This is a genomic window from Natronomonas sp. (assembly GCF_028274965.1).
Taxonomy (GTDB): Archaea; Halobacteriota; Halobacteria; order Halobacteriales; family Haloarculaceae; genus Natronomonas.
Genome location: NZ_JAQCNO010000053.1, coordinates 42,016 through 62,404, shown reverse-complemented (window position 1 = coordinate 62,404; position 20,389 = coordinate 42,016). Strand labels below are relative to the sequence as shown.

General features: G+C 70.0%; 22 protein-coding genes, 1 tRNA gene and 1 pseudogene. 6 read left to right on the top strand and 18 right to left on the bottom strand.

Annotated features, from left to right (window positions below; genetic code table 11):
- From Q0916_RS07990 to Q0916_RS07965, 6 genes and pseudogenes are all read right to left on the bottom strand, one after another.
- Positions 1 to 188, bottom strand: a pseudogene (locus tag Q0916_RS07990) (N-acetyl-gamma-glutamyl-phosphate reductase); the annotation flags it as partial.
- Positions 185 to 1,048: a lysine biosynthesis protein LysX gene (gene lysX, locus Q0916_RS07985; protein ID WP_299236403.1), complete on the bottom strand. Its 864-nt coding sequence runs from the start codon at positions 1,046 to 1,048 to the stop codon at positions 185 to 187. The pseudogene Q0916_RS07990 and the gene lysX, both read right to left, overlap by 4 nt.
- A 78-nt stretch (positions 1,049 to 1,126) precedes the next feature.
- Positions 1,127 to 1,309, bottom strand: a complete 183-nt coding sequence (lysW, locus tag Q0916_RS07980; protein WP_299236401.1) for a lysine biosynthesis protein LysW — start codon at positions 1,307 to 1,309, stop codon at positions 1,127 to 1,129.
- 164 nt (positions 1,310 to 1,473) lie between these two features.
- Positions 1,474 to 2,982: an argininosuccinate lyase gene (argH, locus tag Q0916_RS07975; protein WP_299236399.1), complete on the bottom strand. Its 1,509-nt coding sequence runs from the start codon at positions 2,980 to 2,982 to the stop codon at positions 1,474 to 1,476.
- A 2-nt stretch (positions 2,983 to 2,984) separates the two neighbouring features.
- Complete coding sequence (locus tag Q0916_RS07970; RefSeq protein ID WP_299236397.1) at positions 2,985 to 4,190, bottom strand: argininosuccinate synthase; 1,206 nt, start codon at positions 4,188 to 4,190, stop codon at positions 2,985 to 2,987.
- Positions 4,191 to 4,441: 251 nt separating this feature from the next.
- Positions 4,442 to 5,146: a DUF7345 domain-containing protein gene (locus tag Q0916_RS07965; protein WP_299236395.1), complete on the bottom strand. Its 705-nt coding sequence runs from the start codon at positions 5,144 to 5,146 to the stop codon at positions 4,442 to 4,444.
- A gap of 156 nt (positions 5,147 to 5,302) precedes the next feature.
- Between Q0916_RS07965 and Q0916_RS07960 the strand changes: the two genes are divergently transcribed.
- Positions 5,303 to 5,797: a 2'-5' RNA ligase family protein gene (locus Q0916_RS07960; protein WP_299236393.1), complete on the top strand. Its 495-nt coding sequence runs from the start codon at positions 5,303 to 5,305 to the stop codon at positions 5,795 to 5,797.
- 24 nt (positions 5,798 to 5,821) lie between these two features.
- Here Q0916_RS07960 and Q0916_RS07955 read toward each other — a convergent pair whose 3' ends face one another.
- The 6 genes from Q0916_RS07955 to Q0916_RS07930 form a co-directional block, all read right to left on the bottom strand.
- Complete coding sequence (locus Q0916_RS07955) at positions 5,822 to 6,349, bottom strand: hypothetical protein (protein ID WP_299236391.1); 528 nt, start codon at positions 6,347 to 6,349, stop codon at positions 5,822 to 5,824.
- Positions 6,346 to 7,110, bottom strand: coding sequence for an AAA family ATPase (locus tag Q0916_RS07950; protein ID WP_299236390.1), 765 nt, complete (start codon positions 7,108 to 7,110; stop codon positions 6,346 to 6,348). Before Q0916_RS07950 ends, Q0916_RS07955 begins: the two co-directional genes overlap by 4 nt.
- Positions 7,111 to 7,219: 109 nt before the next feature.
- A complete protein-coding gene (locus Q0916_RS07945) occupies positions 7,220 to 7,882 on the bottom strand; it encodes a DUF7095 family protein (protein WP_299236388.1) in 663 nt (220 codons plus the stop codon).
- Positions 7,883 to 8,095: 213 nt separating this feature from the next.
- On the bottom strand, positions 8,096 to 9,295 hold the full coding sequence (ftsZ, locus tag Q0916_RS07940) for a cell division protein FtsZ (protein ID WP_299236386.1): 1,200 nt from the start codon (positions 9,293 to 9,295) through the stop codon (positions 8,096 to 8,098).
- 3 nt (positions 9,296 to 9,298) lie between these two features.
- The gene (locus Q0916_RS07935; protein ID WP_299236384.1) at positions 9,299 to 9,472 is read right to left on the bottom strand and encodes a ribbon-helix-helix domain-containing protein; all 174 of its coding nucleotides are present in this window, start codon (positions 9,470 to 9,472) and stop codon (positions 9,299 to 9,301) included.
- Positions 9,473 to 9,702: 230 nt separating this feature from the next.
- Complete coding sequence (locus Q0916_RS07930; RefSeq protein ID WP_299236382.1) at positions 9,703 to 10,263, bottom strand: double zinc ribbon domain-containing protein; 561 nt, start codon at positions 10,261 to 10,263, stop codon at positions 9,703 to 9,705.
- A gap of 125 nt (positions 10,264 to 10,388) precedes the next feature.
- Here Q0916_RS07930 and Q0916_RS07925 point away from each other — a divergent pair.
- Positions 10,389 to 10,462, top strand: a tRNA-Tyr gene (locus Q0916_RS07925).
- 276 nt (positions 10,463 to 10,738) lie between these two features.
- Here the strand turns inward: Q0916_RS07925 and Q0916_RS07920 are convergent.
- Both Q0916_RS07920 and Q0916_RS07915 read right to left on the bottom strand, forming a co-directional pair.
- Positions 10,739 to 11,158 (bottom strand): hypothetical protein, encoded by a 420-nt coding sequence (locus tag Q0916_RS07920; protein WP_299236381.1) that lies wholly within the window; start codon positions 11,156 to 11,158, stop codon positions 10,739 to 10,741.
- Positions 11,159 to 11,265: 107 nt separating this feature from the next.
- On the bottom strand, positions 11,266 to 12,045 hold the full coding sequence (locus Q0916_RS07915) for an enoyl-CoA hydratase/isomerase family protein (protein ID WP_299236380.1): 780 nt from the start codon (positions 12,043 to 12,045) through the stop codon (positions 11,266 to 11,268).
- Positions 12,046 to 12,169: 124 nt separating this feature from the next.
- On the opposite strand from Q0916_RS07915, the gene Q0916_RS07910 reads away from it, so the two are divergent.
- Positions 12,170 to 13,372 (top strand): CaiB/BaiF CoA transferase family protein, encoded by a 1,203-nt coding sequence (locus Q0916_RS07910; RefSeq protein WP_299236379.1) that lies wholly within the window; start codon positions 12,170 to 12,172, stop codon positions 13,370 to 13,372.
- Positions 13,373 to 13,396: 24 nt separating this feature from the next.
- Here Q0916_RS07910 and Q0916_RS07905 read toward each other — a convergent pair whose 3' ends face one another.
- Positions 13,397 to 13,786: a cupin domain-containing protein gene (locus Q0916_RS07905; protein WP_299236378.1), complete on the bottom strand. Its 390-nt coding sequence runs from the start codon at positions 13,784 to 13,786 to the stop codon at positions 13,397 to 13,399.
- 69 nt (positions 13,787 to 13,855) lie between these two features.
- Positions 13,856 to 14,866, bottom strand: coding sequence for a hypothetical protein (locus Q0916_RS07900; RefSeq protein WP_299236377.1), 1,011 nt, complete (start codon positions 14,864 to 14,866; stop codon positions 13,856 to 13,858).
- Between the two features lie 261 nt (positions 14,867 to 15,127).
- Here Q0916_RS07900 and Q0916_RS07895 point away from each other — a divergent pair, with 261 nt between their 5' ends.
- The 3 genes from Q0916_RS07895 to Q0916_RS07885 all read left to right on the top strand — a co-directional run bounded on the left by Q0916_RS07895 (position 15,128) and on the right by Q0916_RS07885 (position 18,431).
- A complete protein-coding gene (locus Q0916_RS07895) occupies positions 15,128 to 15,274 on the top strand; it encodes a hypothetical protein (RefSeq protein ID WP_299236376.1) in 147 nt (48 codons plus the stop codon).
- A gap of 79 nt (positions 15,275 to 15,353) precedes the next feature.
- Entirely contained in the window at positions 15,354 to 16,598 is a 1,245-nt protein-coding gene (locus tag Q0916_RS07890) for an MFS transporter (protein ID WP_299236375.1), read from the top strand.
- Between the two features lie 141 nt (positions 16,599 to 16,739).
- Entirely contained in the window at positions 16,740 to 18,431 is a 1,692-nt protein-coding gene (locus Q0916_RS07885) for a histidine kinase N-terminal 7TM domain-containing protein (RefSeq protein WP_299236374.1), read from the top strand.
- Here the strand turns inward: Q0916_RS07885 and Q0916_RS07880 are convergent.
- Together Q0916_RS07880 and Q0916_RS07875 are read right to left on the bottom strand one after the other, a co-directional pair.
- The gene (locus Q0916_RS07880) at positions 18,428 to 19,036 is read right to left on the bottom strand and encodes an urea carboxylase-associated family protein (RefSeq protein ID WP_299236373.1); all 609 of its coding nucleotides are present in this window, start codon (positions 19,034 to 19,036) and stop codon (positions 18,428 to 18,430) included. The two genes, Q0916_RS07885 and Q0916_RS07880, sit on opposite strands and share 4 nt — an antisense overlap.
- A 48-nt stretch (positions 19,037 to 19,084) precedes the next feature.
- A complete protein-coding gene (locus Q0916_RS07875) occupies positions 19,085 to 20,296 on the bottom strand; it encodes a M24 family metallopeptidase (protein WP_299236372.1) in 1,212 nt (403 codons plus the stop codon).
- Positions 20,297 to 20,389 lie beyond the last annotated feature (93 nt).

The following is a 20,389-nucleotide window of genomic DNA, read 5'->3' as shown; positions in this document are numbered from 1 at the left end:
TTCGGGTGCACGGAGCCGACCGTCCTGTTCTCGCGGCTCCGGCTCGTCGCCTGGACGACCTCGAAACAGGGGTGTCCGGCGAGCAGCCGGAGCAGTTCGCCGCCGGTGAACCCGCTTGCCCCGACGACGCTTGCGGTGTGGACGCCGCCCCCGGCGTCGGCGTCGGGGTTGGGGTTGGGACCGCTCATGCGGTCACCTCGACGCCCTGGACCGTGGCCTCGAGCCAGTCGACGACCGTCGCCGGGACGTCGACGTCGGAGACGTCGTTGAGCGCCTTGAATTCGACGGTGTGGTTGACCTCGTGGACCGTGTAGGAGTCGCCGGTCTCCATGAGGTCGACGCCGAGGAGGCCGCCGCCGACCGCGTCGGAGGCCCGCTCGACGAGGGCCGCCATCTCGCCTGTGATCTCGATCTGCTCCGTCTCGGCGCCGCGGGCGGCGTTCGTCAGCCAGTGATCCGAGGCCCGCGCCATCGCCGCGACCGGCTCGCCGTCCGTGGTGACGACGCGGATGTCGCGGCCGGGCTTCTCGACGAACTCCTGGATGTAGAACACCTTGTGCTCGTAGTGGCCGAGGGTCTCTTTGTGTTCGAGGATGGCCTCGGCGGCGTCCCGGGAGTCGATCTTCGCCATCAGCCGGCCCCACGACCCGATGACGGGCTTCAACACGCAGGGGTAGCCGAACTCCTCGATCGACTCCATCGCCGACTCCTTCGTGAACGTGACCTCCGTCGCCGGGGTCGGAACGCCGGCCTCGGCGAGCACGAGGCTGTTTCGGGCCTTGTCGGCACAGATCGCCGCCGTCTCCGGGTCGTTGACGACCGGGATGCCGTAGGCGTCGACGAACCGCGTGACGTAGCGCGAACGGCTGGTGGCGAGACAGCGATCGACGACGATGTCGACGTCCTCGAAGGCCGCCGGCGCGTCGTGGACCCCGAATCGCTCCTTGCGGACGTCGATCTTCGTCACCTCGTGGCCCCGGTCGCGCAGCTCGCTCAACAGCAGTTTCTCGTCGCGGCGGATGCGCGAGTAGAGGACGCCGACGTTCATCGGCGCTCACCCGGCGCTGTCGGGGGGCGGACGTCCCGGCGGGCGTTTCGGCGGCGATCCGTGCCGGCGTTCATCGCCTTACTCCCCCCAGTCCTCTTCGAGTTCCGGGGCCTCCTCGAGGGCGATCGGGTCGACCGCGACGACCTCGAGTTCGGTCCCGGTGACGGGGCTGTCGATGATCTCGCCGACCTCGACGTCGGCGGGGATCTGGATTTCGTCGCCGGTGATCGGGTCTTCGGCGCTGATCGTATCGTTCGTCATCGTACCCGCTACTCCGTAGCGAACCCACATAAAAGCTTCGAACTTATCAGATGTAGTTAATGACCCATACGCGGCTATTGAGGCGTTCAAAGCTTCCGTACCGCCGTACGGTATCTGAATGTCAAATATATTTTACTTATGGCGGTCGCCGCCGGCGCGGTCGATCAGACACGCCTGGAGACCTCCCGCTCGAGCGCGGCGGCGGCGTCTTCGAGCGCGTCCCGTCGGTCCCGCACCGCCTCCGCGTCGGCCTCGACGCCCGCGTCGAGCGCCGAGAGCGTATCCGCGAGTGCCCCCGGCGCCGGCCCCCCGAGAGAGTCCCGCGAGCGGACGCTCTCCACCGGATCGAGCGCGTCCGCGACCGCCTCGGGGTCGAGATGCGCTTCGAGGCCCGACCCGAGGACTTCCCGAGCCGCCGCGTCGAGGTCCGCCGCCTCGACCGGCCCTGTCGCTCGCTCGGCGGCCAGCGCGACGAGTTCGTGGGCCGTCCGGAAGGGCACGCCGGCCATGGCGAGCAGGTCCGCGACCCCGGTCGCCGTCGTGAACCCCTCGCTTGCGGCCGCCTCGAGCCGCTGTGTGCGCCACTCGGCGGTCGCAACCGCGCCGGCCGCGACCGTCGTCGCCTCGGTCACCGCATCGACCGTCCCGAACGCGTGGGGGTGTGCGCGCTGGAGGTCGCGGTTGTACGCGCGCGGCAGGCCCTTCAACACCGACAGGAGCGCGTTCACCCCGGCGGCCGCATCGCCCGCCGTCGCCCGGACCAACTCCATCGTGTCCGGGTTCTTCTTTTGGGGCATGATCGACGACGTCGAGGCGTAGGCGTCGTCCACCTCGACGTACCCGGCGTTCGAGAACACGACGACGTCCTCGGCCAACCCGGACAGCGTCGTCGAGAGCGCCGCGAGCGCCGCCGTCGCCTCGAGCAGGAAGTCCCGTGCCGAGGCGGCGTCCATCGCGTTCTCGATCACGCCGTCGAACCCCAAGAGCGCCGCCGTCCGCTCGCGGTCGATCTCGAAGGGCGTCCCGGCGAAGGCCGCCGCCCCCAGCGGCGACCGGTTGATCCGGCCGTAGGCGTCGAGCAGCCGCTCTGTGTCGCGCGCGAGCGCCGACGCGTACGAACAGAGGTAGTGCCCGACGGTCGTCGGCTGGGCCGGCTGGAGGTGCGTAAAGCCGGGCATCACCGTCTCGGCGTGTTCGGCGGCCGCCTCGAGCAGCGCTCTACGGGCCTCGATCGCCGCCTCGGCGGCCTCGAGGACGTCCGTCCGGAGCCGGTAGCGGAGACAGGTCGCGACCTCGTCGTTGCGCGAGCGGGCGGTGTGCATCCGGCCGCCGCGGTCGCCGACCCGCTCGATCACGGCCGTCTCGATCGCCGCGTGGACGTCCTCGCCCGCCGGGAGCGCGCCGTGGCCGGCCGTCTCGATCGCCTCGAGCGCCCCGAGGATCGCCGAGGCGTCCCCGTCCGCGAGGATCCCCTGCTCGTCGAGCATCACGACGTGGGCCCGGTCGACGGCGACGTCGGCGCCGAAGATGCGCTCGTCGGCGGCGAGACTCGACAGAAACCCCCGCGCCGGCCCGCCGCTGAAGCGGTCGCGGCGGACGACGTCCTTTCCGCCCTCCCCGCGTTCGTCCCCGCCCTCGTTTCCGCCCGAACCGCCGCGACCGTTCCCCGGCATCGTCACTCCCTGTTGGCCCCGATGACGCGGTTCGCCAGGCGCTCTTGGAACCCGTGGTACTTCGCGACGCCCGTCGCGTCGCTCTGTTCGATGCCGCCGGTGACGTCCTCGGTGTTGAACGACGCCGCCTCCGCGGAGTAGACGGCGTACGTCGACTCCCGGCCGACCGGCCGGGCCTGCCCGCCCTCAAAGCGGATCGTCACCGTGCCGGTGACCCGCGTTTGGGTCTCCTCGATGAACCCCTCGAGCGCGCCGACCAGCGGCGCGTTGACGAGGCCCTGATACCCCTTTTCGGACCACTCGTGGTCGACCCGCTTTTTGAACGCGCGCTCCTCTTTGGTCAAGACGAGGTCCTCGAGGGCCTCGTGGGCGTTCAAAAGCACCGTCGCTGCGGGGTGTTCGTAGTTCTCGCGCACCTTCAACCCGAGCATGCGGTCCTCCATGATGTCCGAGCGGCCCACGCCGTAGCCGCCGGCGAGGTCGTTGAGCTTCTCGATGAGTTCGACCGGCTCGATCGCCTCGCCGTCAAGCGAAACGGGGTACCCGTCCTCGAAGCCGACCTCGACCTCGTGCGTGTCGCCGCCCGGGGCGTCCGTCCACTCGTAGATCTCCTCGCCTGGCACGTGGCCCGGCTCCTCGAGCTCCGAGCCCTCGACCGAGCGGCTCCAGAGGTTCGTGTCGATGCTGTACTTGCCCTCGTCGCCGCCCTCGATCGGCAGGCCGCGCTCGGCGGCGTACTCCTGTTCGAACTCCCGCGTCAGCCCGAGCTCCCGCACCGGCGCGATGACCTCGAGATCGGAGTCGCGCCAGACCGCCTCGAACCGGAGCTGGTCGTTGCCCTTGCCGGTCGAGCCGTGTGCGAGCCCGGTACAGCCCTCCTCGCGTGCGACCTCCAAGATCGCCTCGGCGATGACCGGACGGGCGAGCGCGGTCCCGAGCGGATAGCCCTGGTAGGAGGCGTTGGCGCGGACGGCGTCGAAACACAGCTCGGCGAACTCCTCGGTCGCGTCGACGACGTGGTGTTCGAGACCGAGCGCCTCGGCGGTCTCCTCGGCCTCGGCGAACTCCGAGGCGGGCTGACCGACGTCGACGGTGACGCCGATGACGCCGTCGTATCCGTATTCCTCTTCGAGCAGCGGTACGCAGACCGTCGTGTCGAGCCCGCCCGAGAAGGCGAGCGCGACGCGTTTGGTGTCGGTGTCTGACATTGGTGTGGGTGGTGTGGGCGTGGCCGTCGACCGGACGGCCGTCGTTGCGGATCGGAGCGAGCGCGACGGGGTGTGAGTGTGTGACTATTCGGGCCTGCCGGCCCGTCGCCGCGGTCGCGAAAAGAGGGGGGACCCACCGTTCGGATCGGACGCGTCGGCGCGGCAGGTCCGTCTCATGTACTCCGTTCTATCCGGAGAACGGTACTAAACGCTTGCGGAACGCCGGTGCCGTGCGAGGCGGTGTCGCGGACTCAGCGCTTCCGACCGATGAAAAGCGCCGCGAAAAGCAGCGCCGACACGCCGAGCGCGATCGGGCCGCCGTAGGTGTCGTCCCCCTCGGCGAACTCCGGTGTCGGCTCCTCGGCGGCGGTCGCAACGACCACGAAGTCGTCGCCGAACGACGTCAGCCCCGGCCAGCCGACGGTGTTCTCGATCCGCCGTTCCGGCGGCGGGGAGACCTCCGTGAGCTCGTACCCCGCGGGGGCGACGACGACGAGTTCCCTGTCCAGCGCGTCGAACGTGGCGAAGGGCTCGGTGAGCACGACCCGGCCGCCGTCGACGCGCGTGAGGTTCTCCCAGCGGAACCGGTAGGCGACGATCCCGGCGTCGCCGCTGACGCGCGTCTCGACGGTCACCTCGCCGATCCGCAACTCGCGATCGATGCCCGCACTCGCCTCCTCGGAGACGCTCTGGAGCCCCGAGCGGAGCTCGGCCGCGGCCGCCGCCCTCCGCTCGTCGTTCCGCCGGATGTCCTCGAACGCCGCGCGCTGTCCGTCGACGGTCAGGTTGTACGCGTCGACGAAGACGGCGTCGGCGCCCCCCTCGTCGTCGAGTTCGACGAGCAGCCGACCGTCCGCCGGGGCGTCCGCGGCGGCGGCGGCGCCGCCGAACAGCCCGATCGCTACCGCGACGACACAGACCGCAACGAGCGTCCGCGCGAACGGCGTCGACGTCATCACCGGAGGGATACGGCCGGCGGACAAAAGCCGACCGGTCGGCTGCGACCGTCCTCCTCTGGCGCCGCCGCCGGCCGGCGTGCGAGCGCCCGGAGAGCGCCCCCGCGATCGGTATCGTCGCGCTTATGATCGCGCACCCTTGAGTGGCCTCACGCCGTGTACAGCTGTAACGTCCCCGTCCCCGCGGACGTCTCCCGACTCGCACGCGGGCTCGCGGCCGACTGCTATGAGGCGACGCCGCGGGACCGCCACACGCTCGTCCTCAAACGGCTCGGCGACCCCGACCCGGACCCCCGCTCGCTCACCCGACGCGTGCGGCGCGCCCTTGAGGGGGTCGGGCCCTTCGAGGCGCGAACGACCGACATCGAACTGTTCCGCGACCCGCCGACCGGCCGGGGACCGGTCGCGTATTTGGGCATCGAGTCGCCGGCGCTGTTGGAGGCCCACGACGCCCTCTGTTCCGTCGTCGATCCCGTCGAGGGCCTCGAGCGCGAGGAGTACGTCCCGCACGTCACGATCGCCCGCGGCGGCGACGCCGACCGCCTCGCGGGCGCGAGGACCGGCGACCCGATCACGTGGACGGTCGACTCGCTCATCGTCTGGGCGGCCCCCTACGCCGAGGCGGTCCGGCGGATCTCCCTGCCGGCCTGAGCGCCGCTCGGCCCCGCGAGCGAACTACCGCTCCTCGATCGCCTCCTCTATGCCCCACGCGTCGGCCTTCTCTGTGGCCTCCTCGCGCGCGGAGCGTTTGATCCCCTCGATCGCTGCCTCGTCGTCGAGGAACGCCTCGAGGCCGTCGTCGGGGTCCCGGTCGAGGGTCCCGGCCCGCTCTCGGGTCCGGTCGGCGAGGGCGGGGTCGCCGGCCAACCGCTCGGCGACCGTCCCCGGCCCGACGCGGAGGTCCTCGTTGCGGTGGGGCAACTCGAGGGCGTCGGGATCGAGGGCGTACAGATCGAACCGGTACGGCGCCGCCCCGATGTCGTCGAGCGCCTGCGGCCCGCCCCGGTCGGTCCGGGAGTGGTACGCGAGGACCGGCACGCCGTCCTCGAAGGTGACGACGCCGCGTTCGCTGTCGGACCCGAGGAGGCCGTCCCGCGAGGCGACGAGCGCGTAGCCGTCGAGGCGCCGCTCCAACACCGCCGAGAGCGCCGGCGCGAGCGCCGTGAGGACCCGCGATCGCAGCAGGTCCCCCTCGGGGATCATGGCGGATCGGGGATGACCGCGGTGCGGAACCGCTCGGCGACGGCCTCGGAGTCGCCGTCGGCCACCGACAGCGCCCCGGCGGCTCTCCGGAACGCCGCGGCGGCGGGGCTGTCCGGCGCGTGTTTCAAAAGCGGCGTCCCGTCGGACCGGGCCGCCTGCACGGCGTCGCTCTCCGGCACCGTCGCAAGCGTCGGCCCCTCGAAGTACCGGTCGGCCTTCTCGGTCACGCTCTCGGCGTCGCCGCGCGTCCGGTTGAAGATCGTCCCGGCGATGTCGGAGCCGTACGAGAGCGCGTACTCCTGTACTTTCAGCCCGTCGGAGACGGCCGGAACCGTCGGGTTGAGCACAACGATGACCCGGTCGGACAACACGATGGGTAACACGGCGCTTTTCGAGCCGAGCGTCGCCGGCGAGTCGAGCAGGAGGACGTCGGCCCCGGCCGCGAGGTCGGCGACCGCGCCCCGGAGGCGCTCGGGGTCGGCGTCCTCGAAGCCCGCAAGGGAGGTCCCACACGGGACGACGGACATCCCGAAGCGGTCGTACGTCGCCGCCTCGACCGGAACGTCCCCGGCGGTCATGACGTCGTGAAGCGTTGTTTCGACGTCCTCGAGGCCGGCGTGAAACAGGAGATTCGCCATCCCCGTGTCCGCGTCGACGATCGTCACGTCGTACCGATCGGCCAGCGCCATCCCGAGCGCGACCGTGCTCGTCGTCTTGCCGGTCCCGCCCTTTCCGGAGGCGACCGCGAACGCCTCGACCATTTTGTTCCGATTGTGCCGGGTTCGAAGATAAGGGTTCGGGTCCCCGCGGCGCCGCACCGACGCCGCGACGACGCCGACGCGGTCTCGAGTAGCGAGCGCCGCCCGCGTCTCAGACGACGTCGCCGCGAACGCTGACGCCGGTTTCGTCGTTTCGGTGCGCGCGAAGCGCCTCCGCCGCCCGCGCCGCCTGATCGGGGTCCATCCCGAGGCTCTCGAAGGCCGCCGAAAGCGTCGGAAACACGAACTCGCCGCCGGCCAGCTTCCGGAACGCCTCCTCGCTCGTCCGTCCGCCGTCGTCGGTATCGACCCACAGACAGGCCGCCCGCGGGTCGAGCAACTGCGTGTAGTCCTCCCGGGCGAGCGCGCCCTTTAGCCGCTGTCTGACGTTGTTCTCGAACCCCGTGTTACACACCTCCAGGTGGACCGGCTCGTCCGGCTCGAAGAGGTGTGCGGCCAGACACCGCTCGGGCGCGGCGTGCCCGTTCGCGTTCGCCCGAACGCGGTCGGGGAAGTCCTCGGCCCACGCGGCCGAGACCGTCTTACCGACGCCGCCGACCCCGAGTTCGGCCTCGAACTCGGCTTCGCGCTCGGGGGCGTCCTTGAACAGAAGGTCCTTCGTGAGGTAGACCCGGAGCCGGTCGATCGGGTCCGCGCCGAGGACGACGTCGCCGAAGGCCCACACCTCCCGCACGGGGACCGGCATCGGCCCGGTCTCGACGGCCTCGACCACCGACCGGAGCCGCGACACCGCCGTTGCGCGACTGTAGCTCATCGCCCTCGGTAGGGCAGCGACGGTAAAAACGGTTGCCTCCCGACCGCGAACCGCAGGGCGGTGTGACCTTCGCGGGGACGCTTCCGCCGTCCGGCGACAGCGGTCAGCCGTCCGTCATACACGCCGTTTACGCCGGATGTATCAACTAACACAGTTGATAATAGCAAGAAAAACGCAATACGAAGGCTTCGTAAAACGTATAAATTTTCGTATCTATCGGACGACGTCAATACCGTTGTTCTGTTCGATGCCCGAGTGCCCGCCGTCGGTCTCGCCGACGTCGTACTCCCGCCTGTTGGTCCCCGATGCCTCCGCCGAGGCCGAGCTGAACTCGCCGTCGTCGTCGAGGCCCTCGATCGCCTCCCGGGAGGCGTCGACCTGTTTTTGCGTCGTCGGGCCGAGGATCTGCGCGGACTGCACGCCGGTCATGATGGCCATGACCCGCACCTTGCCCTTGTACTCCTCTTGGATCCGCGCGCCCCAGATGACGTTCGCCGACGCCTCGAGGCGCTCGGTGATGTTCTGTGCGATCCCCTCGGCCTCCTTGAGCGTGAGGTCCGGGCCGCCGGTGATGTGGACGAGTCCGCCGGAGGCGCCGCGGTAGTCGACGTCGAGAAGCGGGTGGTTCATCGCGTCGCTGACGACCTCCTTCGTCTTGTTTTTGTCCTGGGTCTCGCCGACCAGCATTACGGCGACGCCGCCCTGGTTCATGATCGAGGTCATGTCGGCGTAATCGAGGTTGATCAACGACGGCTGGGTGATCGTCTCGGAGATGCCCTTGACCGTCTCCGCGATGATCTGATCCATCACCGAAAACGCCTTACCGATCGGCAGGTTCGGGACGTAATCGAGCAGCCGGTTGTTGTCGAGGACGATGATCGAGTCGGCCTCGTTGCGGAGCTTTTCGAGCCCCTCCTCGGCTTTGACCGTCCGGGCGCGCTCGACGTTGAACGGCGTCGAGACCATCCCGACCACGATCGCGCCCTGCTCTTTGGCGATCTTCGAGACGACCGGCGCGGCGCCGGTTCCCGTCCCGCCGCCCATGCCCGCCGTGACGAAGACGAGATCAGCCTCCCCGAGGACCTCCTTTATCGTCCCTTGGGCCATCTCGGTGGCGCGCTCGCCCATCGAGGGGTCGCCGCCCGCCCCGAGGCCGTTCGTCAGGGACTTGCCGACGAGGATCTTCGTGTCGGCCTCGATCATCTTCAGGTGCTGTTTGTCGGTGTTGATCGCGATCGTCTCCGCGCCGTCGACACCGATGTTGTACAGCCTGTTGACGGTGTTGTTGCCGGCTCCACCCGCCCCGATGATGACGATCCGCGGGTCGCCGAACTCGTCGCCCTCGGCCGTGGTGTCTAGCTCCCGCTGCTCGGCCTCGGCGTTCTCCAGCGCGGAGTTGACGATGTCCTGCATCGTCTATACCTTGGCCCACGGGCGGGTCTTCTCGCCCGTCTCCGTTTCCTGTTCGTTTATCATCTCGCGCACGGCGGAGCGAATCGCCTCGCTCCGGTTCGGGAACTGCCCCGTATCGACCATGCGTTCGACCTCTTCGATCTGCTGCTTCGGGATTCGTAGTGTCACACGCTCCATTTTTGATTCCCCTCTGGGTTGTAGGTAAGACGACGTTGCACACGCGATCGCTCCGCGTTTACACCGGCGAGACAGTCGGAACCGGGCGATCCGCCCGATTCCCGCCGAGTGTAAGACGCGTCGTCTTACGCAAGCGTACGGTACGAAGGAAGGTACTTAAAACTTGGGTCCGGCGTAAGACACACGGCGGAAACACACGTTTACGAGGCTCAGAGACCGAATTTCGGTGTTTACGAGTCGCCGAGAACGTCCGCAGCGGGGGTCCGACGCCCGCATCCCGGGCAGAACCCCCAGTCGGAGCGGAGCTCGTCGCCGCACTCGCAGAACACCCTGTGACTGGCTTTTTCGCCGCAGTTGGGGCAGTACACGTCCGACTGCGACAGGTCCTCGCCGCACTGTTTACACGCGTGCTCGCCGGTGTCGGACGCGTTCTCGCGCTCCGGGGGTTCTGTCTTACGACCCTCGGCGGACTCGTGTGACACGTCCCCGGAATCCCCATCAAGCGCGATGTTCACGTTCACGTCCCGCGGCTCTGCGGGCGTATACGCGCGCTCAAGGCGGTCGGCGATGATCTCGTCGACGCGCTCGACGACGATCTCGTCGAGGGACTCGCCGCCCGCGGAGGCCTCAGAACCGGTGTTTACGCCCGCCTCGCCCGCGTTTACGGACGACGTCCCGCTCTCGCCGAGGTACTCCCGGAGCGCCTCGCGCATGACCTCGCTCTTGGAGGCGTCGAACTCCTCGAGCTGTCGGACGAGTTCGTCGTCCGCCCGGAACGTGATCTTGCTCATTTCGCGTCCAACAGTTGCGTGTGACGGTATTTCAATCTTCGCGCGCTGTCCGACAGCCGTCCGTCAGACGCGGCGCCGCGAGGTCAAAACCGTTAAGTCGAACAGCCGTGTCGTTTCGGGTGCGTCCGCCCTTAGCTCAGACTGGTAGAGCAGTCGACTGTAGATCGACTTGTCCCCCGTTCAAATCGGGGAGGGCGGATGAACGCAGTGAATCCGGCCGACCCGATTCGAGCCTGGACGTCGCAGCGCGCGAACGCAGTGAGCGCGACCGTCTTCCTCCGTTCAAATCGGGGAGGGCGGACTGCTGTTCCGCGAACCAAACGGTGAGCGGACAGCACGTCAGTCCCGAGCCGATCCGAGCCTGGAAGTCACAGCCCGCACAGCGTAGCGAGCAGGAATGTCTTCCTCCGTTCAAATCGGGGAGGGCGGACCTTTTTCAACCAGCCAACGGGAAGCCGCGCTCTCGTTTATCCGTTCACCACCACCCGACCGCCCGCCCGAGAAACGCCAACACGACGAGGACCACGAGCACGGCCTCGACGAGGACGGACTCGATGCTCGACCGCAGGCTCCACTCGGAGTCCGCCGTCTCCAGCGCGGCCGCGAGCAGACGGCGAAGCCCCGCCTCGCGGGAGGCCCCGGCGGCGGCACAGAACTCGTCGAAGCGATCGGCCCGCTCGCCGGACAACCGCACGCCGACCCGCTCCGTCCCCTCGCCGCCTTCGGGAACCCCCGCCGGACCGGCCGCCGCCCCCTCGGTTCCGTTCTCGTCCAGTCCCCGCCGCACGAGCCGCCGAACGCCTTCCTCGCGGGCGAGCCCCTCCGCCTCGCAGAACGCCTCGATGCGCGCGCCGAGCTCGGCGGGCACCTCCGTCTCGACGTACGTGTCGTCCATCGTTTCACCCCGTGTTTCGGGGGTGACGACCTAAACGTTCGGCCCGCCGCTCTCCGCTCTCGATCCCGATCCGGTCGTCTCGGTTTCGCCCCCGCCCGGCGTCGGTCTCACGCGTACTCCCGGTCGTACTCCGGCTCGCGGTCCTCGCCGAAGGCCGCGACCGCCTCGGCGTGTTCGGGATCGTTCACGCACTCCCACTGGTAGGCGATCGCCCGCTCGCAGTACGCCTCAAAGGACTGTTCGGGATCGACGAGCCGGTTGGTGTGTCGGACGGCCGTCGCCGGGAGGTCCCGCATCTCGGCGGCGAACTCGCGGGCCCCGACGGCCGGGTCGGAGCGCTCCTCGACGGCCAGCCCGATATCGACGGCCTCCCGCGGGGTGATCTCCCGCCCCGTGAGGAGGTACTCCTTGGCCTTCGCCTCGCCGACCAGCCGCGGGAGGAGCCACGCGCCGCCGTCGCCCGGCACCAACCCGACGTTGACGAACCCCTCCCGGAGCGAGGCGTCGGTGCCGACGATCCGGACGTCACAGGCCAACGCGAAGTCACAGCCGGCCCCGACGGCGGGGCCGTTCACCGCTGCGACGCTCGGCGTGGCCGCCGCCCGCAGCTGTCGGACGACGTTCTGGACGGCCCACAGGTACCCCGCGTACTCCTCCATGCGCATCTCCTCCCAGTCTGGCATGCCGGTGACGTCCGCGCCGGCACAGAAGGCCTCGCCGGCGCCGGTCAGCACCATCGCGTAGACGCCGTCGTCCTCGCGGGCCGCCCTGATCGCCTCGTTGAGTTCGAGGACCGTCTCGCGGGTGAAGGCGTTGTACGCTTCGGGGCGATCGATCGTTATCTCGGCGATACCGTCGTCGGTCTCGTAGGCAACGTCGTCGTACATTGTCTGATCCGCGTCCGCCGCGGTCGGCTCGGACGTGGTCCGGCGGGAACTTGAACGTGCGTCCGCCGGGCCTCGGGGCCCGCCCGACACAACGCCTATCACGACCGCCCCGGAGAACGGAGACATGCACCCCGTCGAGTCCGACTCCGGCGTGTTACCGCTCGATGGCGTGACCGTGATCGATCTGACGCAGGTGCTCGCCGGGCCCTTCGCCTCGATGACCCTCGGCGACATGGGCGCCGAGGTGATCAAGATCGAGGCCGTCGGCCGCGGCGATCGCTCCCGGAACGTCGAACCGTCACCGGCCTATTTCGACACCGTCAACCGCAACAAGCGGAGCGTCGGGCTCGATCTGAAAACCGACGAGGGGCGGGCGGTCGCGATGCGGCTCCTCTCGGAGGCGGACGTCTTCCTCGAGAGCGCAAAGCCCGGCCGCGCGGAGGCCTTCGGGCTGGGCTACGAGGCGGTCCGGGAGACGAACCCGGGGATCGTCTACTGCTCTATCACCGGGTTCGGCCACGACAGCCCCTACGAGGCGGTACCGGCCTGGGACATGCTCATCCAGGCGATGAGCGGGATCATGAGCGTGACCGGCGAGCCCGACGGCCCGCCGGTGTGGTCCGGGCTCGCAAGCGGCGACATAGCTGCGGCGACGTACGCGGTCCAGAGCGTCCTCGCGGCGCTTTTCGCCCGCGAGCGGGGCCTGATCGACGGCGAGTGGATCGAGGTGCCGATGTTCGACGCCGCGATCTCCTGGCTCACCCTGCGGGCCGGCCACTCCTTCGGGACGGGCGAGCCGTTCCCCCGAGCCGGCCGTCGCCACCCCTCCTTGGCCCCCTTCGGCGCCTTCGAGTGCGCCGACGACCGGATCGTGATCGCGGCCGGCACCGAGAGCCTCTGGGCCGACCTCTGTGCGGCGATCGACCGCCCGGAACTCGGGACCGACGACCGCTTCGGGAGCCTCTCGGCCCGACTCGACAACCGGGCGGCGCTTGTTGAGGAACTCGACGCCGCCCTCGGATCGCGCCCCGCGGCGGCCTGGCTCGAGACGCTCCGGGACCACGGCGTTCCGGCCGGGCCGATCCACGACACGCGTTCCGTCTGGGAGGACGACCACGTCGAGCGCCGCGGGCTGCGCCGCCGGATGGAGCGCCCCGACCGCGAGGCGGCCGAGGTGATCGACAACCCGATCCACTTCGCCAACCTCGGAACGCACCTCGAGACCGCCCCGGAGGCGCTCGGCGAGAGCACCGACGACGTACTCTCCGCCCACGGCTACTCGCGGGCGGAGATCGACCGGCTCCGGGAGGACGGCGTCGTCGAGTGAGCCGCCCCCGCGGCCGGGTCGCGCTCACTCCTCGTCGGGATCGTAGACGTGGTGATCGACGACGCTCGGCGCGCCCATCGCCAGCGTCCGGACGGGCGCGTCGGCCGCCGCGGGGTTGTGCGCGCGGTGGGGGCTGCCCGGTTCGGCGACGAAGGCCTCGTCGGCGCCGACGGCGAACGTCGCGTCCGGCGTCTCGACGGCCAACTCTCCTTCGAGGACGTAGAACACCTCCGTCTGCTCGTCGTGGTAGTGGTACGTCAGCGGCGCCTGTTCGCCCGGTTCGAGGACGTACACCCGCAGCCCCAGCGGCGAGCCGTCGTGATCGAGGCCGACGGCGCCGCTGATTGAGCGCACGTCGGCCGCCCGGTCGTCGTGCTGTTCGAGGTCAGCGATCGGAACGTGGTGATACCCCATACCGGGCGCTCGCCACGCGGTCCCATAGGCCTGTCGTCGCGGCCCTATGCGAAGCCGTTTTAGAGCGTCTCACTCGAACTCGGCGGCCACGACGTCGTTGTGGTACGCCAGGTACGCCCGTTCGAGGCGGTGGCCGTCGGCGACCGAGAGGGTCCGGCCCGTCACCGACGGTTCGTACGCGTGTCGGACGGTCAGCGTCCGGGGGTCGATGCGGACCAGCCCGTGTTCGAGGTCGGCGCGGTGGTTCGGACAGACGACGAGCGCGTTTTCGGGGGTCTCGGGGCCGTCGTGCGGCTCCGCGACCGGCAGCGCGTAGTGGATTTCGGCGAACCCGTCGGCCTCGGCCGGCGAGCGGCGTCGGCGGTCCCCACAGAGCATACACGCGTGGTCGTAGCGGGATTTCAGAGTCCCGATCCCGGCATCGCTCTCCGCCGGGCCGCCGTCGTCCGCCGTCGCCTCCCGGCTCGGCCCGGTCCCCTCGTTTGCTCCCGTGTCCGCCCTCGCGGGCGTCCCCGCTGTACCCTCCGTTTCCGGTCCGGAGCCGCCGGCGTCCACCAGCCCGGCGCGGCCGCCGGAGCGCTCGCGCCCGGCCGCCGTGAGTTCGTTGAGCCCGTCGGCCCGCTCGAGGTAGCCGAGCGCGTCGAGCCACGAGAGACACCCCTCGGCGGCTCGGTTGCCGGCCGCTTCGGCGTCCGTCTGCTCTAGGAGGTCCGCGACCTCGACGTCGGTCAGCGGGCGGACCCCGAGCGCGTCGAGGACGGTCCGGAAGCCGGCGACGTTCGATTCGAGCGCCGCCGACAGCGGGGCGCTGTCGTCACCGTCACCGCAGAGCGCACGCCCCGCGTCGCCGAGGCGGTAGGCTCCGCCTTCGCGTGCGAGGACGCCGACGGTCGCCAGCCACCGCAGCCGCCGGACGGCGCTCTCGCGGTCGCCGCCGCCTCGCCCCGAGAACCACTCGGCGAGGGCCGTCTCCGCCGGCGAATCGCCCGCGACGCGCGCCGTGAGGTCCTCGAGCGTCGACAGCCACGCCGACGGCGGGCCCGAAAGCCGTTCGATCCCGTCGTGGGACACGTCGCTCATCGGTCGGGTTCGGGGCCGGGCGACAAGGAGCGTTCCGGTCCCGGGTCCCGCGGGCGACGGGGCGAGGGGGACGACCGCGCGAGTTTCCGTTGGCGTCGCCGCTTCCGTCCGCCCCGCAAAAGCGACCGCGCGGCGGGACCGTCTCGGCGGCATGCCCGGCCGCCCGCTTGCGATTAAACCGTCTGGAACGTTTATATGCGAGAGCGACGAACGTGGCGCGTACGGTCGGGACGGGCCGTTCTCGACCGGGGGAGATCCGATATGGCACTACTGGCACGCGTACGGAAGTTGCTCACCGACGGCGGCACAGTGTACGAGTGTCGACACTGCGGGGCGACGCTCGAGGCCGACAGCGAGGAGTGCCCCCACTGCGAGCGGGGCGAAGCCGTCGCCTACGACGTCGAGTAACTCGCCTTCGTAGACCGGAGGGCGGCTGTCGATCGGGCCGAACCGAACCGACTAACACGCCGAGACCGGTACCGCCGGCGTGGATCGGAACGACCGCTCGATCGTCGGGTACGTCATGGTCGGCCACGGGCTGGTCCACCTCTATGAGCTTTCGGTCCCGATCCTGATGACGATCTGGCTGCTCGAGTTCTCGGTGACGGCCGCGGTGCTCGGGACGACGGTCGCGGTCGGCTACGGGCTGTTCGGCATCGGCGCGCTGCCCGGGGGCCTGCTCGTCGATCGGTACGGGTCCCGCGCGCTCATCGCGCTCTGTCTCGCCGGCATGGGGCTGTCGTTCGTGGTGCTGCGTTTCGCCTCCGGGATCGCCGGCATCGCCGCCGCGGTGTCGCTGTGGGGGATCAGCGCGAGCGTCTATCACCCCGCCGGGCTGACGCTCATCAGCAACGGCGTCAAGCGCCGGGGCCGCGGGTTCGCCTACCACGGCATGGCCGGCAACGCCGGGATCGCGGGCGGCCCGCTCGCGACCGCCGTTTTACTGTTGTTTTTCGAGTGGCGGGTCGTCGTCGTGATCCTCGCCGTGCCGGCGCTCGTCGCCGCCGTCGTGGGCCTGTTGGTCGAGTTCGACCCGACCGCCGCCCTCGGGTCCGACGCCCAGGCCGACGGCGGCTCCGGACCGACGACGATCGGGGGGTTCGCCACCGAGACCCGACGGCTCTTCACCGCGGCCTTTCTTCTGGTCTTCGTCGTCGTCTCGCTCAACGGGCTGTACTACCGCGGGATGGTGACCTTCCTTCCGGAGCTGCTCGGGGAGTTCCTCGATTCGACCATCGGCGACGTCACCCCCGGGATCTTCGCCGCCGACAGCCCCTTCGCGGAGACGTTCGACGCCGGCCAGTACCTCTACGCCGGGCTGTTGACGATCGGCATCGGCGGCCAGTACCTCGGCGGGCGCCTCACCGACCGGATCGAGCCCGACCGCGGGCTCGTCGTTGCGCTCTGTTGTCTGACCGCGATCGCCGTCGGCTTCGTCCCGGCCGTCCGCCTCGGGACGTGGGGGCTGCTCGCCGCGAGCGTCGTCTTGGGCTTCGTGCTGTTTGCGACCCAGCCGCTCTCGCAGGCGACCATCGCGAAGTACTCCCTGCCCGACTCTCGGGGGCTCTCCTTTGGGTACACCTACCTCGCGATCTTCGGGATCGGCGCGCTGGGGGCGGCGATCATCGGCACGGCCCGCACCTACGGCACCGTCTCCGTCGTCTTCGCCACCATGGCGTCGTTCTCGGCGCTCTCGGCGCTCGTCGCCGTGCGGCTCGTGTTTCGCGGCTGACGCCGCCGTTTCGGGGTCCGCGGTCGGCGGGACAAACGGGGACGCATGCGAGAGCGCGACCGGTACTGGGACCGGGATCGCCCGCCCGGTCGCCGCGAACACAAAGGCTTAGGACCGTTCTCGCCGACGTATCCGAGTACCGTGAGCACAGCGTACGGCACCGCGATCGTGGTCGGGACGCTCGCCGCCGGCGTCGGGAGCGTCGCGTTGCTCCGGTATCTCCTCCGGTACGTCGGTCGCGCCGGCGCGGCGTGGTTCGTCGTGACGATCGCGGCGCAGGCCCTCTCGGCGTTCGCCTACGGCGTCGGCCTCCTCGTCTTCGATCCGGCCGCGCGGGCCTTCGCGGAGGCGTTTCTCTGGATCGGGATCGCCTGTCTCGGACCGACGTTTCTGGGCTTCGTCCTCACGTACACCGGCCGGAGCGGCCTCACCCGGTCGCTGCCGTTCCGGTCGCTTTTCGTCGTTCCGCTCGGGACGACGGCGCTTGCGCTGACCCACCCGTTTCACGGGCTGCTCTGGCGGGAGTTCCGGATCGCGCCCGTCTTCGAGCTCTCGACGGTGCTGTACGAGATACAGCCGTGGGCGTTTCTGAGCATCGCGGTCTCGCTCGGAACCGCCGCGATCGGCGTGCTGTTGTTGCTCGAGACGATCCTCTCGTACGGGCCGCTGTACCGGCGCGAGGCGATCGCGGTCGCGCTCAGCACCCTCCCGCCGGCCGCCGGGGCGATCGTTTGGCTCGCGGGCGTCGGACCCTGGCCCGAACTCAACCTCGCCCCGCTGCTTCTGTTGCCGCACGTCCTCTTCGACGCGTACGCCTTCGTCGGGACCCACATGTTCGAGACGAACCCGACGACCCAGCGGGCCGCCGAGCACAACGGGTTCAACGGGCTCCGGGACCCGATACTCACCGTCGACGCGGACGCCCGCGTCGTGAACGCCAACCGCGAGGCCGCGGAGCTGTTCGGGATCGACGACGCGTCGTTCCCGCTCCCGATCGCGGAGCTGACAGGCGTCGGCCTCGGGAAGATGCGGTCGGCCGGCGAGATGGACATCCCGGGGATCGCGGGCGGCGTGTTCGCGGTCTCGTACACGTCGTTGAGTGATCCGAGCGGCGAGGCGGTCGGCGGGATGGTGGTCCTCTACGACGTCACCGAACAGCGCCGCCGCGAACAGCAACTCGCGGTGTTCAACCGGGTGCTCAGACACAACCTCCGCAACGAGATGACCGTCATCAGGGGCCACGCGAACTCGCTCGAAGCCGACCTGTCGGATCCGGGTCTCAGCGCCCAGGCGGGCGCGATCGCCGACGCCGGCGACCGGCTGCTCTCGATCGGCGACAAGGCCCAGCGCTTCGACCGCGTTCAGGAGCGCGAGGTCAGGCCGACCGAGATCGACCTCCGGGGGCTCCTCGGATCGATCGAGGCGGAGCTACGCGAGCGCCACGACGAGACGGGGTTCACGCTCGACGCGGAGACCGAGGCCGGCGCCGAGTGCGTCCGATCCGACGCCGAGATGCTCTCGTTGATCCTCTCGAATTTGATCGAGAACGCGATCCTCCACGCGGAGGGCGACCCGACGGTGGCGGTTCGGGCGTACCGCCCCGAGGCCGACCCGGACGCGGTCGCATTCGAGGTGCGCGACGACAACGCGGCGATCTCCGATCTCGAGATCGCCTCGATCCGGGCCGGCGACGAGACGCCGCTGCAACACGGCACCGGGATCGGGCTGTGGATCGTCACGTGGTGTCTCACCGCGCTCAACGGGGACCTCGAGTTCGGCTACGACGAGGGCAACGTCGTCACCGTTTCGCTGCCGACCGCCGGGGACGCTTAGAAGTTCGTGGTGACCTCGACGCCGTCGGGCACGCGGAGGTCGATCGGCGTGGGACCGCCCTCGCTCAGGACCGAATCGCCGGTACAGGGGGCAACGCCGACGAGGGCGTCCCGCTCGGCCCGCAGCTCGGCGGTGTCGCCCGGCTCCGAGGGCGGTTCCCGGAAGTCGATGTACGTGTGGTCGGTCACGGTCACCCTCGTGAACAGGTTGAGCACCTCCTGTATCCGGGCTGGATCGACGCCGAGGGGCTCCAACACCGCCTGGAGGTTCCCGCGACAGCCGATCTCGTCCTCTTGGCCGTAGTACTCCGAGACGATCCACTCGTTGCAGGGGCCCAACAGGAGGTCGTTGACGCCGCAGTCGTCGGCGACGAGCGTCGCGATCGGGTCGCCGGCGGTCGTGTACATGCTGTCGCCCGTCTCGAGACGGACCTTCCCGGTCCGCCGGTAGGTGTACTTCGCGGAGAACGCCTCCTCGGGGTCGGCGGCCGGGAACGCGGTGACGTCGATCGCCTGCCCGCCCTCCGTGTCGGTTATCTCGACCGACTCCCCGGCCGGCAGTTCGAACGCGGCGCCTCGCTTCGCCTCGACGTGAACGTGATCCATGCTGTGGCTGTGACCCCCGCGACCGTATGTTTTCTCCCGCGGCGGGGCTCAGACGACCCGGAGGTCGATCGACGCCCCGTTGATCGGTTCGACGCCGCCCTCGGCGACCCGGACCGTGTTCTCGATGCAGGCGGCCCCGATCTCCGGGTGGAATATCCCCGGCTCGACGTTCAAGAACTGCCCGGCCCGCAACTCGGCCGTCTCGTCCGCCCGGACGACGGGCGACGAGGAGATCGTGATCCCGGTGCTGTGACCGAGATAGATGGCGTTGAGCCGGTCGCCGTGTCCGGCGCGCTCGGCGACTTCCCGACCGGCCCGCCAGACGGTGGCGCCCGTCACGCCCGGGGCGATCGCCTCGAGCATCGCGTCGTACATCTCCCGGCAGACCTCGTACAGCGCCCGCTGTTCGGCCGACGGCTCGCCGACGCAGACCGTTCGGTCGCAATCGACGTAGTAGCCGTCGTGACAGGCGATCAGATCGACCCAAAACAGCTCCCCCGCCTCGAGTTCGCTCTCGGTGTGGAGGTACGGCTGGAGGTTGCTCCGGCCCCGCGAGAACGACCCGACGTCGACGTGCGTCGAGACGGCGCTGCCGTGGAGGAACTCCGCGCCCGCCTCGGCCATCGCCTCCAAGGCCGCAAAACAGGCCGCCCGCTCGCTGACGCCGGGGCGACACGCCGAGACGAACGCCTCGAGGCCGGCGTCGGCGATCGCGGCCGTCTCCTCGATCCGCGCGGCGTCGTACGGCGTCGGATCGGTCACCAGACCGGGCCACAGCGACCCGAGCACGCTCACCGTCGGCGCGCCCTCGGCGCCCTCCAGTGCCCCCAACAGCGCCGCCGGGAACTCCAGGTCGGGAACGGCGACGGTGCCCCCCTCGAGCCCCGCGTCCGCGAAGGCCTCCCCGAGACGCGCCCGAAGCGCCGCCTGGTCGGCCCCCGCCTCGGGCCACGGGAGCGCGCGCACGTCGTCGATCCACGTCATCCGCTCGGCCTCGGGGCGGTGCCACTCGCGGTCGAGAAGCAGTATCGGGTCGCCCCGCCGCGGGAGGATCAGAAGCGACCTCGCGCGCGCGAACACGTGGACGTACCCCGTGAGATACCGGATCGGGTCGGGGTCCGGTCCCGCCCCGTAGATCACCGCGCCGTCGGCACCGCTGTCGTCGAGCGCGGTTCTGAGGCGTCCGATCCGGCGCTCGAACTCCTCGTCGGGCGGCGGCGTCGGGACCCCTTCGGCCTTCCGTCGCTGTGGGTCTCTCACCCGACGACAGTCGGGGCGTCCGGACTTAGTTCTGTGGCCCTCCGCGCCCCGCAATTAAATATACGCGTCGAATCGGCCGGTCCGAGGCGTTCG

Bases quoted from the DNA above. Each gene is read 5' to 3' on its own strand.
- Q0916_RS07965 (WP_299236395.1), bottom strand. From the start codon at position 5,146: ATGACGTCGACGCCGTTCGCGCGGACGCTCGTTGCGGTCTGTGTCGTC.
- Q0916_RS07935 (WP_299236384.1), bottom strand. From the start codon at position 9,472: ATGGAGCGTGTGACACTACGAATCCCGAAGCAGCAGATCGAAGAGGTC.
- Q0916_RS07930 (WP_299236382.1), bottom strand. From the start codon at position 10,263: ATGAGCAAGATCACGTTCCGGGCGGACGACGAACTCGTCCGACAGCTC.
- Q0916_RS07945 (WP_299236388.1), bottom strand. From the start codon at position 7,882: ATGAGCTACAGTCGCGCAACGGCGGTGTCGCGGCTCCGGTCGGTGGTC.
- Q0916_RS07955 (WP_299236391.1), bottom strand. From the start codon at position 6,349: ATGATCCCCGAGGGGGACCTGCTGCGATCGCGGGTCCTCACGGCGCTC.
- Q0916_RS07970 (WP_299236397.1), bottom strand. From the start codon at position 4,190: ATGTCAGACACCGACACCAAACGCGTCGCGCTCGCCTTCTCGGGCGGG.
- Q0916_RS07895 (WP_299236376.1), top strand. From the start codon at position 15,128: ATGGCACTACTGGCACGCGTACGGAAGTTGCTCACCGACGGCGGCACA.
- Q0916_RS07900 (WP_299236377.1), bottom strand. From the start codon at position 14,866: ATGAGCGACGTGTCCCACGACGGGATCGAACGGCTTTCGGGCCCGCCG.
- Q0916_RS07880 (WP_299236373.1), bottom strand. From the start codon at position 19,036: ATGGATCACGTTCACGTCGAGGCGAAGCGAGGCGCCGCGTTCGAACTG.
- lysW (WP_299236401.1), bottom strand. From the start codon at position 1,309: ATGACGAACGATACGATCAGCGCCGAAGACCCGATCACCGGCGACGAA.
- argH (WP_299236399.1), bottom strand. From the start codon at position 2,982: ATGCCGGGGAACGGTCGCGGCGGTTCGGGCGGAAACGAGGGCGGGGAC.
- Q0916_RS07920 (WP_299236381.1), bottom strand. From the start codon at position 11,158: ATGGACGACACGTACGTCGAGACGGAGGTGCCCGCCGAGCTCGGCGCG.
- Q0916_RS07950 (WP_299236390.1), bottom strand. From the start codon at position 7,110: ATGGTCGAGGCGTTCGCGGTCGCCTCCGGAAAGGGCGGGACCGGCAAG.
- lysX (WP_299236403.1), bottom strand. From the start codon at position 1,048: ATGAACGTCGGCGTCCTCTACTCGCGCATCCGCCGCGACGAGAAACTG.
- Q0916_RS07915 (WP_299236380.1), bottom strand. From the start codon at position 12,045: ATGTACGACGACGTTGCCTACGAGACCGACGACGGTATCGCCGAGATA.
- Q0916_RS07905 (WP_299236378.1), bottom strand. From the start codon at position 13,786: ATGGGGTATCACCACGTTCCGATCGCTGACCTCGAACAGCACGACGAC.
- ftsZ (WP_299236386.1), bottom strand. From the start codon at position 9,295: ATGCAGGACATCGTCAACTCCGCGCTGGAGAACGCCGAGGCCGAGCAG.
- Q0916_RS07910 (WP_299236379.1), top strand. From the start codon at position 12,170: ATGCACCCCGTCGAGTCCGACTCCGGCGTGTTACCGCTCGATGGCGTG.